Annotated in this window: 15 protein-coding genes; 9 read left to right on the forward strand and 6 right to left on the reverse strand. The window is 39.0% G+C overall.

Translation table 11 applies throughout. The annotated features are described in order from the left end of the window. The 3 genes from alaS (at window position 1) to galU (ending at window position 4,008) form a co-directional block, all read left to right on the forward strand. Window positions 1-2,625 (forward strand): alanine--tRNA ligase, encoded by a 2,625-nt coding sequence (gene alaS, locus QP437_RS07230; protein ID WP_285267422.1) that lies wholly within the window; start codon window positions 1-3, stop codon window positions 2,623-2,625. A gap of 78 nt (window positions 2,626-2,703) precedes the next feature. Further along, window positions 2,704-2,895 (forward strand): carbon storage regulator CsrA, encoded by a 192-nt coding sequence (csrA, locus tag QP437_RS07235; protein ID WP_049363188.1) that lies wholly within the window; start codon window positions 2,704-2,706, stop codon window positions 2,893-2,895. Between the two features lie 225 nt (window positions 2,896-3,120). Further along, window positions 3,121-4,008 (forward strand): UTP--glucose-1-phosphate uridylyltransferase GalU, encoded by an 888-nt coding sequence (galU, locus tag QP437_RS07240; protein ID WP_177990917.1) that lies wholly within the window; start codon window positions 3,121-3,123, stop codon window positions 4,006-4,008. 114 nt (window positions 4,009-4,122) lie between these two features. Here galU and aqpZ read toward each other — a convergent pair whose 3' ends face one another. Beyond that, window positions 4,123-4,812 (reverse strand): aquaporin Z, encoded by a 690-nt coding sequence (gene aqpZ, locus QP437_RS07245; protein ID WP_285267423.1) that lies wholly within the window; start codon window positions 4,810-4,812, stop codon window positions 4,123-4,125. Between the two features lie 227 nt (window positions 4,813-5,039). Between aqpZ and metJ the strand changes: the two genes are divergently transcribed. Then, window positions 5,040-5,357, forward strand: coding sequence for a met regulon transcriptional regulator MetJ (metJ, locus tag QP437_RS07250; RefSeq protein ID WP_005696757.1), 318 nt, complete (start codon window positions 5,040-5,042; stop codon window positions 5,355-5,357). 1 nt (window position 5,358) lies between these two features. On the opposite strand, the gene cueR is transcribed toward metJ, so the two are convergent. Continuing rightward, window positions 5,359-5,745: a Cu(I)-responsive transcriptional regulator gene (gene cueR / locus QP437_RS07255; protein ID WP_285267424.1), complete on the reverse strand. Its 387-nt coding sequence runs from the start codon at window positions 5,743-5,745 to the stop codon at window positions 5,359-5,361. 80 nt (window positions 5,746-5,825) lie between these two features. On the opposite strand from cueR, the gene QP437_RS07260 reads away from it, so the two are divergent. Together QP437_RS07260 and QP437_RS07265 are read left to right on the forward strand one after the other, a co-directional pair. Next, on the forward strand, window positions 5,826-6,035 hold the full coding sequence (locus QP437_RS07260; RefSeq protein WP_049368937.1) for a heavy-metal-associated domain-containing protein: 210 nt from the start codon (window positions 5,826-5,828) through the stop codon (window positions 6,033-6,035). Beyond that, complete coding sequence (locus QP437_RS07265) at window positions 6,022-8,190, forward strand: cation-translocating P-type ATPase (protein ID WP_285267425.1); 2,169 nt, start codon at window positions 6,022-6,024, stop codon at window positions 8,188-8,190. The genes QP437_RS07260 and QP437_RS07265 overlap by 14 nt, the downstream gene beginning before the upstream one ends. Window positions 8,191-8,227: 37 nt before the next feature. Here QP437_RS07265 and cpxA read toward each other — a convergent pair whose 3' ends face one another. From cpxA to yejK, 4 genes are all read right to left on the reverse strand, one after another. Then, a complete protein-coding gene (gene cpxA, locus QP437_RS07270; protein ID WP_285267426.1) occupies window positions 8,228-9,631 on the reverse strand; it encodes an envelope stress sensor histidine kinase CpxA in 1,404 nt (467 codons plus the stop codon). After that, window positions 9,631-10,335 (reverse strand): response regulator, encoded by a 705-nt coding sequence (locus QP437_RS07275; protein WP_177990409.1) that lies wholly within the window; start codon window positions 10,333-10,335, stop codon window positions 9,631-9,633. The genes cpxA and QP437_RS07275 overlap by 1 nt, the downstream gene beginning before the upstream one ends. Before the next feature lie 63 nt (window positions 10,336-10,398). Beyond that, window positions 10,399-10,812: an outer membrane protein assembly factor BamE gene (gene bamE / locus QP437_RS07280; protein ID WP_014064861.1), complete on the reverse strand. Its 414-nt coding sequence runs from the start codon at window positions 10,810-10,812 to the stop codon at window positions 10,399-10,401. 62 nt (window positions 10,813-10,874) lie between these two features. Beyond that, a complete protein-coding gene (yejK, locus tag QP437_RS07285; protein ID WP_285267427.1) occupies window positions 10,875-11,891 on the reverse strand; it encodes a nucleoid-associated protein YejK in 1,017 nt (338 codons plus the stop codon). A gap of 139 nt (window positions 11,892-12,030) precedes the next feature. Between yejK and QP437_RS07290 the strand changes: the two genes are divergently transcribed. The 3 genes from QP437_RS07290 to QP437_RS07300 all read left to right on the forward strand — a co-directional run bounded on the left by QP437_RS07290 (window position 12,031) and on the right by QP437_RS07300 (window position 15,176). Continuing rightward, a complete protein-coding gene (locus QP437_RS07290; protein ID WP_014064863.1) occupies window positions 12,031-12,249 on the forward strand; it encodes a YejL family protein in 219 nt (72 codons plus the stop codon). 1 nt (window position 12,250) lies between these two features. Further along, complete coding sequence (locus tag QP437_RS07295) at window positions 12,251-13,993, forward strand: DUF3413 domain-containing protein (protein WP_285267428.1); 1,743 nt, start codon at window positions 12,251-12,253, stop codon at window positions 13,991-13,993. A 190-nt stretch (window positions 13,994-14,183) separates the two neighbouring features. Further along, on the forward strand, window positions 14,184-15,176 hold the full coding sequence (locus tag QP437_RS07300; RefSeq protein ID WP_005696743.1) for an amidohydrolase family protein: 993 nt from the start codon (window positions 14,184-14,186) through the stop codon (window positions 15,174-15,176). Window positions 15,177-15,366 lie beyond the last annotated feature (190 nt).

The following is a 15,366-nucleotide window of genomic DNA, read 5'->3' on the forward strand; positions in this document are numbered from 1 at the left end:
ATGAAAACAACAGCAGAAATTAGACAGTCATTCCTTGATTTTTTCCATAGCAAGGGGCATCAGGTCGTCGCAAGTAGTTCACTTGTACCTGAAAACGATCCGACATTGCTTTTTACCAATGCCGGGATGAACCAATTTAAAGACGTGTTCCTTGGTATGGACAAACGTCCTTACTCACGTGCGACAACTGCACAACGTTGTGTGCGCGCAGGTGGTAAGCATAATGACTTAGAAAACGTCGGTTATACGGCGCGTCACCATACTTTCTTTGAAATGCTCGGCAACTTCAGTTTTGGCGACTATTTCAAACATGATGCGATTAATTTTGCCTGGGAGTATTTGACTTCTCCACAATGGCTCGGGTTACCAAAAGAAAAATTATGGGTAACCGTGTATGAAACCGATAATGAAGCTTATGATATTTGGCATAAAGAAGTTGGTGTGCCAGCAGAACGTATTATTCGTATCGGTGATAACAAAGGTGCGCCTTATGCATCAGATAACTTCTGGGCAATGGGTGACACAGGTCCTTGTGGTCCATGTACTGAAATTTTCTACGATCACGGTGATCACATTTGGGGTGGCCCTCCAGGCTCACCAGAAGAAGATGGTGACCGCTATATTGAAATTTGGAACGTGGTATTCATGCAATTTAACCGTCAAGCAGACGGTACAATGGAAAAATTACCACGTCCATCGGTTGATACCGGGATGGGTTTAGAGCGTATTTCTGCTGTATTACAGCACGTAAACTCTAACTATGAGATCGATATTTTCCAAAAATTAATTGCAAAAACAGCAGAAATCGTAGGAACAACAGATTTAACTAATAAATCATTACGCGTAATTGCTGACCACATTCGTTCTTGTGCATATTTAATTGCAGATGGCGTGATTCCATCAAACGAAGGTCGTGGTTATGTATTACGTCGTATTATTCGTCGTGCAGTGCGTCATGGCCACTTGTTAGGGGCAAAAGAAGCCTTCTTCTATAAACTTGTGCCGACTTTAATCGAAGTCATGGCTGAAGCAGGAAAAGAAGTTAAAGAAAAACAAGCGAATGTCGAAAAATTACTTCGTTTAGAAGAAGAACAGTTTGCTCGTACATTAGAACGCGGATTAAGCTTATTAGACGATGCGCTTGCTCAAGTGAAAGATGGTGTGTTATCAGGTGAAGTAGCCTTTAAACTTTATGATACTTATGGCTTCCCACTTGATTTAACCGCAGACGTATGTCGTGAGCGTGATATTGCAATTGATGAAGCCGGTTTTGAACGTGAAATGGAAGCACAACGTTTACGCGCACAATCTGCAAGCCAATTCGGCATGGATTACAACAATGTTATTCGTGTAGAAGGTGAAACGAAATTTGAAGGTTATACTGAATCAGAATCTTTAGCCAAAGTGACCGCACTTTTCCATGATGGTAAATCAGTAGAAAGCATTACTGCAGGTCAAAGTGCCGTGGTGATTTTAGAAAATACCCCATTCTATGCGGAATCAGGTGGTCAAATTGGTGATAGCGGTTATTTAACCTCGCAAGATATTCAGTTTAATGTAAAAGATACTCAAAAATATGGTCAAGTATTTGGTCATATTGGTGAGTTGGAGCAAGGTAGTTTAAAAGTCGGACAAACAGTCAATGCGGTTGTGGATGCAGCAAGACGTCATCAAACGTCACTTAACCATTCTGCAACACACTTATTACACGCCGCATTGCGTCAAGTTTTAGGTCACCATGTAGTGCAAAAAGGATCGTTAGTATCTGATACAGCATTACGTTTTGACTTTGCTCATCCGGAAGCGATTACCAAAGCACAGCTTAACGAAATTGAAACGCTGGTAAACCAAAAAGTACGTGAGAATTTTGTGGTTCAAACGGACGTAATGGATATCGAAGCAGCAAAAGCAAAAGGTGCAATGGCGTTATTCGGTGAAAAATATGCTGATGTGGTACGTGTTTTAACAATGGGTGATTTCTCCGTTGAACTTTGTGGTGGCATTCATGCTAAACGTACCGGTGATATCGGTTTATTTAAAATTGTGGCGGAAACTGCAGTTGCAGCAGGTGTTCGTCGTATTGAAGCGGTAACGGGTGAAAATGCAATTAATTGGTTACATAATCAACAACGCATTCTTACTCAAAGTGCAGATTTATTTAAATCTGACGTTAATACCCTTGTTGAGAAAATTCAGCAACTTCAAGATAAAGCGAAGAAAGCAGAAAAAGAATTACAAGGATTAAAAGAAAAAGCCGCAATGCAAGCGGGGTCCGATTTAGTGAAAAGTGCGGTTAAAATTAATGATGTTTCTGTAATCGTACATCAACTAGACGGAATTGAAACTAAATCGTTACGTGTGATGGTTGATGATTTAAAAAATCAACTTGGTTCAGGCGTAATTGTATTTGCATCTATTTTAGATGATAAAGTCAACCTCGTCGTTGGCGTAACAAGCGATTTAACTACTAAAGTGAAGGCTGGTGAGCTAGTGAATTTAATGGCTCAGCAAGTTGGTGGGAAAGGCGGTGGTCGCCCTGATATGGCAATGGCAGGAGGCTCCCAACCAGAAAATGTGAATCTAGCATTAACTGTCGCACAAAACTGGTTAAGCAATAATCTGTAGTACAAGCAGGTCGGTGGGATGCCGATCTTTACTTGATTGATAGGGATATCTAATAAATGCAAACTAAGGAGATAAAAGATGTTAATCTTAACTCGAAAAGTTGGCGAAAGTGTTCTCATTGGAGACGATATTTCTATCACGGTTTTGAGTGTACGTGGAAACCAAGTCAAACTCGGTGTGCAAGCGCCTAAAGAAGTATCCGTTCACCGAGAGGAAATTTACCAACGAATTCTGCAGTCAAAAGATGAACATATAGATGGGGCATCTTAGACCGACGAGTTTTATGAATGTTTTACATTCTATTTATAATTTAATTAACGTTTTTCAAAAAATTAAACCCATTGGTTTGCAAGATTTTAAAAATAACGGAATTTGAGTTATAAAGGTAGAGAAGGAACTTTTCCAACTTAAATCTATCAAAATTTAATAAATAATGACCGCACTTTTGTGTTACAGAAGTGTGGTCATTGAATATTTAAACAAAAAGGAAAATCAATGAAAGTCATTATTCCCGTAGCAGGTTTAGGTACTCGAATGTTACCCGCAACGAAAGCAATTCCAAAAGAAATGTTAACGCTTGTGGATAAGCCACTTATTCAATATGTTGTGAATGAGTGTGTTGCTGCAGGCATTAAAGAAATCGTGTTAGTCACACATTCTTCTAAAAATGCGATTGAAAACCACTTTGATACGTCTTTTGAGTTGGAAACCATGCTTGAGAAACGTGTTAAACGTCAACTTTTGGAAGAGGTTCGTTCTATTTGTCCTAAAGATGTAACTATCATGCATGTTCGTCAAGGTAATGCGAAAGGCTTGGGCCATGCTGTGTTATGTGGTCGTCCTGTCGTTGGAAACGAGCCGTTTGCAGTGGTGTTACCTGATGTGCTTTTAGCGGATTTTACGGCAAATCAAAAGAAAGAAAATCTTTCAGCAATGATTAAACGTTTTAAAGAAACACAAGCAAGCCAAATCATGGTAGCGCCTGTTGCTGCCGATGAAGTGAGTAGCTATGGTATTGCTGATTGTGGTGGCGTAGAATTAAAAGGTGGTGATAGCGTTAAAATTAACAGCATTGTTGAAAAACCATCTGTTGAAGAGGCACCATCAAATCTTGCTGTTGTTGGACGTTATGTCTTCTCTGCTGCGATTTGGGATTTATTGGAAAGAACACCTGTTGGTGTAGGTGATGAAATCCAATTAACGGATGCAATCGATATGCTTATTGAGAAAGAGACCGTTGAAGCATTCCATATGACAGGCAGAAGCTTTGACTGTGGTGACAAGATTGGCTATATGGAAGCCTTTGTAGAATATAGTCTTCGCCATGATAAATTAGGTAAAGAGTTTAAAGCTTTCCTAAAAGATCTTGCAAAAACCTTATAATAGACTGAAACCACCGAAAGGTGGTTTTTATTTATATATTTGGATTACACAATATAAAAGATAAAAAAAGAAGGCAGCTAATGATGCCTTCTTCTTTTTCTATGAAACGAAATCTTAGTTATTTTTCGCTAATAAAGTGCGGTAGATAATACCACCTAAAATACCACCGATAATTGGCGCAACCCAGAATAACCATAATTGGTCGATTGCCCAAGAACCTTGGAATAGCGCAACAGCAGTACTACGCGCTGGGTTTACAGAGGTATTTGATACAGGAATGCTGATTAAGTGGATTAAGGTTAAACCTAAACCAATTGCGATTGGCGCAAAACCAGCTGCTGCATTTTTATGCGTTGAACCCATGATGATTAATAAGAAGAATGCAGTCAATAATACTTCTGCTACGAATACCGCTTCTAAAGAATAACCTTCAGGAGAGTGTTCGCCGTAGCCATTAGATGCAAAACCTGCAGTCACATCAAAGCCCGCTTTACCTGATGCGATAAGATAAAGTGCAGCACCCGCTACTAAACCACCAACTACTTGAGAAACGATGTATGGAAGAGCATCTTTCGCAGAGAAACGACCGCCTACCACTAAACCAAGTGTTACAGCTGGGTTAAAGTGACCACCAGAAATGTGACCTATAGCATAAGCCATGGTTAATACGGTTAAACCAAACGCAAATGCAACGCCTACATAACCGATACCTAGGTTGACAGAAGCGGCAAAGATTGCACTACCACAACCACCAAACACTAACCAAAATGTGCCGAAGAATTCAGCAAAAAGTTTTTTTGACATAATAGACCTCAATATTAAACATGTCGTTATCTTCAAATAACAATAATGTATTGCGAATGCAACAGGCATTTAGTCAAAGGTAATAATTTTTAGTTCTGCAAATTATTGTAAATGTTTGTAAGTGAATGTAAGGGAAATAGCATGCTATACTTTTAGCCGTCTAGATTGTCATTTTGCTTATTTTTCATTAAAATACGGATAAATTATCAGGTTATTTAAGGTGCATTATGGCAAACTGGGATGGCAAATATATTAGCCCTTATGCAGAGCATGGCAAAAAGAGCGAGCAAGTCAAAAAAATTACAGTTTCTATTCCAATTAAAGTATTGGAAATTTTGACGAATGAGCGCACGCGTCGTCAGCTAAAAAGTTTGCGCCATGCAACAAATAGTGAATTGCTTTGTGAGGCATTTTTGCATGCTTTTACGGGGCAGCCATTACCGACTGATGCGGATTTAATGAAAGAACGCCATGATGAGATTCCTGAAAATGCCAAAGAGATCATGCGTGATTTAGGCATCGATCCTGAAAGCTGGGAATATTAATTTATCCTTTTAATCCTTCCAAAATACTGCATTCAGGGCAATCATTGCCCTGACAAGCGTTATGCCATCGTTCCAATTCCTCTACCATTTTTTGCAAGTGATGAATTTGCTCATTCAATGTTTTAATATGCTGCGTCGTAAGTGCTTTAACTTCTCGGCTACTACGATTGGGATTATCCTGTAATTGCAAAAGTTGGTGAATTTGTTGGAGTGAAAACCCAACATCTCGAGAGTGACGAATAAAACGTAGTCGTTCTAAATCCTTTTCTTCATAATGGCGATAACCGGAAAGGCTTTGCTGTGCTGGTTTTAATAAGCCGGACTTTTCATAATCCCGAATTTGTTTACTTGATAAACCGACTAATTTTGCCACTTCACTGATGTTCATAAAAAATCCTTGACCTTAACCTTATGTTAAGGTTTATAGTAAACTCAATTTCAATCTATATCAATAATTAAGGAGTAAATATGAAATCAATTACATTACATGTAACAGGAATGACTTGTGGTGGTTGTGTGAAAAGCGTCACAAGAGTGTTAGAAGAACTTAATGGTGTAGAAAAAGCCGTAGTAACACTTGATGATGGTAAAGCAGTGGTTACCTTTGATGAAAGTGCGGTCAGTATTCCACAATTAATTGAAACAATTGAAGACGCAGGTTTTTATGCAACAGAATAAAAAAATAGCCATTCAAATCGAGGGGATGACCTGCCAATCCTGTGCTAATCGGATTGAGAAAGTATTGAATCGAAATGATTTTGTCTCTGACGCGGGCGTGAATTTTGCGGCAGAGGAAGCGCACGTAGTATTTGATTCATCTCAGGCTTCAGAACAAGATATTTTGACAATTATTCAAAAAGCGGGATTTAATGGCATTCTAAAGCAAAATGTGCTGCCTAGCGCACCTAATGAAACGAAGATTAGTCCGCGTTTATGGTTGCTTTTGTTCATTAACATTCCTTTTTTAATCGGAATGATCGGGATGATGTTTAATCATCATTCTTGGATGATACCACCAATGTGGCAATTTGTTCTTGCGAGCATTGTGCAACTTTGGTTAGCCATTCCTTTTTATAAAGGTGCGATTGGTAGTATTCGAGGTGGTTTGGCCAATATGGATGTACTCGTGAGTACTGGTACGTTGGTGATTTATCTCTATTCGGTCTTTATGCTGTTTTATTATCAGTCAATGGGGCATGATGGCGCATCTCATGTCTATTTTGAAGTATCGGTGATGGTCATCGGTTTCGTCAGCCTTGGGAAATTTCTTGAGGAAAGAACGAAGAAACAAAGCTTAAACAGTTTAGGGCTATTATTACAACTCACCCCAAAACAAGTCAGTGTTCAACGTGAAAATCGTTGGGAAACGATTCCTCTCGATCAAGTAAAAATAGGCGATATTTTACGAGCTAATCAAGGTGAACGTATTGCAGCTGATGGCGTAGTTGAACAGGGGAGTGGTTGGTGCGATGAGAGTCATTTAACCGGTGAATCTCACCCATTAGAAAAAATGTCTCAAAGCCCTGTGCTTGCAGGGGCAATGGTGACACAAGGTAGTCTTATTTATCGAGCTAATCAACTCGGACAGCAAACGCTATTGGGCGATATGATGAAAGCGCTTTCCGAGGCGCAAGGTACAAAAGCACCGATTGCTCGTTTTGCCGATAAAGTTGCTGCTGTATTTGTGCCAGCCGTGTTATTGATTTCCGCGATAACATTTGGAGCAACCTGGTGGATAAAAGGTGATTGGGTTACCGCTTTAATTCATGCGGTTGCCGTGTTAGTTATCGCTTGTCCTTGTGCGTTAGGGCTTGCTACACCTGCTGCCATAATGGTGGGAATGGGGAAAGCAGTCAATGCAGGGATTTGGTTTAAAGATGCAGCATCCATGGAAGAGGCAGCGCATGTGGATACGGTGGTATTAGATAAAACAGGAACGATAACTCAAGGAGAACTCAAAATTGCCGCTGTTTGGCAACCACAAAGTGCGATCTATTCTGAGGAAGATTTATATCGCATTGCGGCTTCCGTTGAGCAAAATGCCAATCACCCTTTAGCTAAAGCGATAGTCCTGGCTGCACAGGAAAAATCACTTGAAATTCCGACCGCACTTTCGGTTCATTCTGAAGTGGGGCAGGGGATTTCTGCTCATGTTGACGGAATAGGTTTGGTTAAAGTCGGTAAGCCGACTTATTGTGAATTAACCTTACCAGATAATATGCCTCAAATTTGGCAAATCGCGAGTATTGTTGCGGTATCTGTAGATAACAGTCCAATCGGTGCTTTTGCATTAGCAGACAGTCTAAAAGAGGATAGTTTGCAAGCGATTCAACGCTTACATCAACATAATATTGATGTGGTGATGATGAGTGGTGATCAACAATCTGTCGTTGATTATGTTGCCCAGCAAGTAGGTGTGAAAACTGCACAGGGTAATTGCAGTCCACGTGACAAAGCGACTTATATTGAGAGATTACGTCAGCAAGGCAAAGTGGTCGCAATGGTTGGTGATGGTGTGAATGATGCACCCGCATTAGCAATGGCTAACGTAAGCTTTGCGATGAAATCGGGTTCTGATGTTGCAGAACAAACTGCATCGGCGACACTCATGCAGCATTCGGTGGATCAGTTAGTCGATGGATTAATGATTTCTCGTGCGACATTAAAGAATATTAAGCAAAACTTATTCTTTGCTTTAATTTACAATGTGTTAGGTATTCCACTTGCCGCATTGGGCTACTTAAGTCCTGTCCTGGCCGGTGCAGCCATGGCGATGAGTTCGCTTTCTGTACTGTCAAATGCACTGCGATTAAAACGGATGAAAATTAAATAAGAAAAAGGCGATATGAAAATATCGCCTTTTGTTTGAACTAACTTTGTTTCCATACTGGAAGTTGAATCGTGACGGCAAGTCCACCTAAATTACTGGATTCAGCCCATACTTTTCCATGGTGCTCATTAACTACGTTATAAACAATGGTTAATCCCAACCCTGTTCCACCAGTGGCCCGTGTTCGGGTTTCATCTACACGATAAAATGGCTTAAAGATTTTATCAAACTCTTCAGGTGGTAAGCCTAAGCCATTATCATCCACTCGAATTTGTAGGCAGTTCTCATCCTGTTCATTTTTTTGTAAGTTAATAGTTAGGAAAATACGGTCTTTAGTGTATTTCAATGCATTACGAACAATGTTTTCAATTGCACTGGTGAGTAAGCTTAGGTTGCCATAAATCATGTGTTTTTCAGGATGTAAGATAGAGATATTCACATCACAAGTTATTTTTCGTTGCTCAGCTTCAAATAGAGCATCCTTTATGACATCGTCCCAGAGTTGATCAATAGAAAATAAATTGTGCTCCATTTGAGAATGCATTTGTTGACGGGAAATGAGCAGCAATTCACTGATCATTTTATCCATTCGTTGTATTTCTTTTTCAATACGTTTTACCGGTTCAATATCACCCGTTTGATGACGAACCAGTGCAGTAGAAAGTTGTAAACGCGTTAATGGTGTTTTTAATTCATGCGAGATGGACGAAAGTAGATTGTGTTGGTTTGAAATTAGATTATCAATCGCAATTGACATTTTGTTAAAACTTTGACCGACTTCTCGCAATTCTGATGGGCCATGATTCGCTAACTCATTATCAACTTTGAAGTGCCCCAAAGCCACGCTATTAGCGGCTTTTTGCAAATTGGTAATCGGTTTGACGATGGTATGAGTGAACCACCAAAGCAAAGGAGTCGTGATAATTAACGTTAAGAGCAGCAAGATCCAAGGGTGATCAAGCATATAACGTAAAATTTCTTGTTGGCCATTTGCTCGAGACACAAAGAATAATTCGGATGCTTGGTCGGAATCACCAATATAGACTTTAAAAGGTCCTGCAATTTGAATATCTTTAAACGTTTTGCGTTGTGGCTGGGCGAAGTTACTTGATTCTTGGGCAAACTGAGCAATATGTATTCTTTCTTCGCCTAAAGCGCCGAAGATTTCTTTTTCAGGCGTCATGATGACTGGGCGAGCAGAGTCGAATTTATCAGTTGGAAGCACAGGAACGCCTGCGAGAATACCATTGATTCTATTGTTACGAATTGATTCAACGAGTTTCTTTTGATAGCTCGATATTTCATTTTGATTTAAATCTGAGTATAAGCGGCTATCAAAATAAGGGAGTGCGACTAAAAGCGCGGTCATGGCAAAGAATGCCAACCAAAAGACAGTGAATGTGCGTATAGTGAGCTGATTTAAGCTAAATTTCTTAATAAGCATTATTCACAAACCAATAAGTAACCACGACCACGTAGCGTTTTCAGCCATGGTAAGCCATTGTCTCTTTCTGGAAGTTTTTTGCGCAAGTTTGACATATGCATATCAATCGAGCGATCGAAAGGAGAAAGGTGTTTGCCAAGCACATTCATACTTAATTCTTCACGCGAGACAATTTGTCCAGGGCGAAGCACAAGTTTATGAAGTAGGGCAAATTCAGAGCCAGTTAAACCGAGATCTTGACCTTTATAAGAGGCTTGTTGAAGACCCAAATGAAGCACTAAACCCGCAAATTCTAACGTATTTTCTTCTGATGAAAGTGCGGTCGACTTTTGAGAACTTTCTGATGGGCTAACACGGCGTAAAATAGCTTTAATGCGGGCAACCAACTCACGATCGTTAAATGGTTTTGGTAAATAGTCATCGGCACCAAGTTCTAAGCCCAGCACACGATCGATTTCTTCACCACGCGCAGTAAGCATCATTACAGGGACGTTTGATGTTTGACGAATTTTCTTGAGTGTTTCAATACCGTTTAATACAGGCATCATAACATCCAATAAGACTAATTGGTGACTTGAATTTAACTTGTCTAATGCTTCTTGACCATTATTCGCGACTTCGACTTCAAAACCAGTCAATCGTAAAACTTCTGCAAGTAAATCTGTTAGTTCAATATCATCATCAACTAATAGAATTTTTGACATCTTTATTCCCTTGTAATACAACGAACCTGCTTGATATGACAAGCAGGTATTGTTTTTTTATGACTACCAGAATTTCCACCAGCTTTTCTTACCTGCATTTTCAGGTGTGCTGATAATGGTATTATTTTCGTCTTGTTTTGCCACTTCAGGTAATGGCTTATCTAATTCTGCACTGCTCACTAAACCGTTTTGATCGAATTTCACTGTAAATGTGTGCTGTTCAGGTTTTTGGTAAGAGTGTTGTTGTAAGAACACGTAATACCAAGTTAAGTTACTATAAGGATCAATTAAAACCGGTGTGCCAAGTAAATATTGTACTTGTTGGGCTGTCATGCCAGGTTTTACTTGTGCCACAGTGGCCGCTTCTAAATAGTTACCTTGTGGTACATCAATACGATAAACGACTTTTTGTACAGTTGAACAAGAAGTTAAGCTTAATGCCAAAACAACTGCACCTAAAAATGTTTTTAATTGCATATTTTTTACCTTTTACTGCAAAGTTATGTCAAATGATACCGAAACTTTATGATCTTGCCAAATTAATTATCGCACTTTAATGCTTTTTGAAGTTGAACTTTCAAATTTGGTGGTATCCCTTTGATTGTTAAAGTATCTGTAAGTGGATCCCATTCAATACGGTTATTCAATAAATCCGCATCAAAACTTAATGTCACCCCTTTACCGGAACCTGAAAATTTCGTTAATGTTTTTAAGGCTGAACGTACTGGTGGAATCGTTTCTTCCAAGCCGTAATCTTGCTCTTCTGTAAAGGTGACAAAAGGGCGCTCGTTTAGAGTCGGCAAATTAGCTGAAAGTTCAGTTAATGCGATCTCGTCGCCGCTTGCTAATTGACCTTTACAGTATTCAAATACCTGTTTTTTGACTGCTTGGGTTTGTTCTTTATTTAGTTCACCTTGTTCACAGTAGTCACTGACTGCTTGTAATAAGCATTGATTTTGAACTTGTGGATTTAACCCTTCTTCTGCACCCAAGAAATCCATAAAGAAGTCACTAATTTTACGGCCAACACGACCTTTAATGAAGGTAAGGTAGCGGTTTGAGTTTGCATTTACTTGTAAATCCGTTAAGTTGATACGTGCCGCAATATCAAATTGTGTGATATCTAAGTATTCTGTACGGTGAATTTCAAGATTTTCGTCAACTAACATGCTGATACGACTATCTAATAGTGCGATGAATAGGTAATCCGTCGCTAAAAAATTATATTGGCATAGGATAAGGGTACCGCTGTCTGCAAAATTATATTTGCCTAATTCTTGCGCTAATAATTTCGTGGATTGTTGGCTGAAATTTAAAAAGTTGATTTCATTTTCTAATAAACGATTCAGATCTTGTGCAAAAATAGAGTTCTCTTGGAAGACACCAAATGCTTTACCTTTATTTTGATAACCTTGATGTAATTGCAACATCATTTGTTCGACTTCAGGCGTAATGGTGAGAAGTTCATCACGCAACACGCTTTCCATCGTAGTGGTTTCATTTTCAGCGTGCTTAACTAATTGATGTAGCACGATTTGATTAACCGTAATGCTCATAATTTTTTCCTTTGTAAAATTTGCCTTAAATTATAACCGCACTTTTTATGCAAGAAAAAAGAAATTATTCAGATTGAGCAAATTATCGGGTATGATATGAGAAGTTTTTTTGTATTTAGAACAGGCTTAAACATTCCAAATGGCTCAACATTCAAAGTATTCCGATGGGCAAGTTAATGCCATCATTAACGATATGATTAGCGTGCTTGAAACTCACAAAGCACCCGTTGATCTTTCTCTTATCGCTTTAGGTAATATGGCTAGTAATTTATTAACCACTAGCGTGCCAGCTGCACAGCGTGAAGCATTAGCACAAGCCTTTGCTAACTCTCTGATGAATTCGGTGAAAACAAAGTAAAATGTGGTGGTTTAAAAAAAGCAAATTCAACGGACGTGAATACCGTGAAGAAACCTCACGAAAAATTTCGTGGGGGCATTGGTTTGCTTTTTTTAACATTATCATTGCAATCCTTATTGGCAGTCGTTACGCCTTTCTCATTGACTGGCCAGACACCTTACTCGGCAAAATTTATTTCTTTATCAGCTTATTAGGTCATTTCAGTTTTTGTGTTTTTGCCTTGTATTTGCTAGTTATTTTCCCGCTGAGTTTTATCGTCAAAAATCACCGCACTTTCCGTGGGTTAACGGTGATTATCGCGACAATTTGCACCACTTTATTACTGTTTGATACGGAAGTTTTTAATCGCTTCAATATCCACCTTTCTTCTATCGTTTGGAATTTATTAGTTAACCCTGAAAAGGGTGAGCTTTCACGAGATTGGCAAATTTTCTTTGCACCGATGCCGATTATTTTACTCATCCAAATGCTTTTCTCCCGTTGGAGTTGGGAAAAATTACGTAGTTTAGAGCGTCAGAAATGGCTAAAGAAAGTCGGATTAGTGCTGACATCTACTTTTGTGGCTACACACTTAATTTACGCTTGGGCGGACGCATTTTTATATCGTCCGATTACCATGCAACGCTCAAATTTCCCACTTTCTTATCCAATGACTGCTCGAACCTTTTTGGAAAAACAAGGATTTATTAATGCGGAAACATACTCTCAGCGCTTAGAGCAAGAAGGGCGTTTGGATGCATTAAAAATTGATTATCCAAAAAAAGATCTTCAGTTTGAGCAAGTTGAGAACAAACCAAACATTCTCGTGATTACCGTTTCAGGCTTACGTTATGATGCGCTAACGAGCGAGAAAATGCCTAAATTGTTTGAGTTTGCTACAAGTTCGACTCAATTTACGAATCATTACAGCAGCGGCAATACGAATAATGCTGGCTTAGTAGGTTTATTCTATGGGCTGAATGCAAATTATACGGACAGTATTTTGAGTAATCACACACCATCGGTATTAATTAAAAAGCTACAAGATGAGAAATATCAATTTGTCGCTTATTCATCTACAGCATTTAAAGACAGCTTATTTAAACAAGCCTTGTTCCGTAATGTGAAATTACCTAAAGTGAAAGCCTCTTCGCCAAAAGAAGCGATAAATGGTGTTTTATCTCTCTTAAAAGAGGATAAGCCTTGGTTTGCTTATGTGGATTTAGATATTGCGGATCAAACGGAAGAAAATTACACCAAATCGCTTGCAGAGATTGATCAACAAATTGATGACACTTTAGCATCAGTTTCTTTAGATAATACGATTGTCATTATTACAGCAGAGCATGGTATAACATTTAATAAACTGGATGAAAAAGCACAAGAAAACTATTTTGGTCGTGATGAAATCCAAGTGCCATTTATTGTTTATTGGAAAGATTTGCCGGTACAAGAAGTAACAAAATTAACAAGCCATACCGATTTATTGCCAGCATTGATGTCATCGATCTTTAAAGTGAAAAATCCGGTTTCTGATTATGCACAAGGTCGCAATTTATTTGAGCTTAATGGCGATCCTTGGGTGTTGGCATCAAATTTCCGTTGGAATGTTATTATTCAGCCGGATGGCACACAGTATCATATTGATCGAAAAGGAAACTATAAGAAATTTGACCGCACTTATACTGAGCAATCTTCTAGCCGCCCACCGCTCGGGTTGTTCTTAGACGTTTTCAAACAAGAGCGTTCTTTTATCAATAAATAGATAGCTTTTTTGCGCTTAAAATTTTATACTTTGCACTCAGTTGAAAGACTGAAAAGATGTTATTAATTAAAATCTGCGAATTTTTCATAACATTGTAAACAATTCACAATAGATCAGATCCTTATTGGGTTTGCTTTTCAATTAATACACTTCTCGTCTCTCTTTTCCTTTCTTTTTTGGCGGAGTTATTATGAGAAATCACGTTCGTAGCTTTAAAACGTTTATTCGAGACGAAATCATTAAAAAAGGTGGTTGGGTTAATGCCCATGCTCACGCAGATCGTGCTTTTACAATGACACCCGAAAAAATTGGCATTTATCACAATAGTAATCTTCAACAAAAATGGGATTTAGTGGATGAAGTTAAACGTACATCCAGTGTTGATGATTATTATGCCCGTTTCTGTCAATCGATTGAGCTGATGATTTCCCAAGGGGTGACCGCATTTGGTACTTTTGTGGATATTGACCCAATTTGTGAAGATCGAGCCATTATTGCTGCACACAAAGCGCGCGAAGTCTATAAGCATGACATTATTTTGAAATTTGCGAATCAGACCTTAAAAGGGGTGATTGAGCCAGAAGCACGCAAATGGTTTGATATTGGCTCTGATATGGTGGATATGATTGGTGGTTTACCTTATCGCGATGAGCTTGATTATGGGCGCGGCCTTGAAGCAATGGATATTCTGCTTGATGCGGCTAAGTCTCGCGGCATTATGTGTCATGTGCATGTGGACCAATTTAACTCCCCGAAAGAAAAAGAAACCGAACAGCTTTGCGATAAGACCATCGAACATGGTATGGAAGGTAGAGTCGTGGCGATCCATGGTATTTCCATTGGTGCGCATAGCAGAGAATACCGCTATAAGCTTTATGAAAAAATGCGTCAGGCAAAAATGATGATGATTGCTTGTCCAATGGCGTGGATTGATAGTAACCGAAAAGAAGATTTGATGCCTTTCCATAATGCCTTGACACCTGCAGATGAAATGATTCCAGAAGGAATTACAGTCGCGTTAGGTACGGATAATATCTGTGATTACATGGTGCCACTTTGTGAAGGAGATTTATGGCAAGAACTAAGCTTGCTTGCTGCGGGCTGTCGTTTCCCACATCTTGATGCAATGGTTGATATTGCGAGTATTAATGGACGCAAAGTGTTAGGTTTAGAGCCAGTTTAATCCTAAAATTAGATAGAAGTGCGGTCATAAAACAAAACGTTTTGTGGCCGTTTTTATTTATAAGATAAAACAGAAATAATGTGAATTTAACTAATTTTAAAAAGGACTTTAAGAAAAGTGGTGGGCGATACCGGTCTCGAACCAGTGACCCCCTCCTTGTAAGGGAGGTGCTCTCCCAACTGAGCTAATC

It is taken from the genome of Haemophilus sp. UMB1048 (genome assembly GCF_030218125.1).
Classification (GTDB): Bacteria; Pseudomonadota; Gammaproteobacteria; order Enterobacterales; family Pasteurellaceae; genus Haemophilus_D.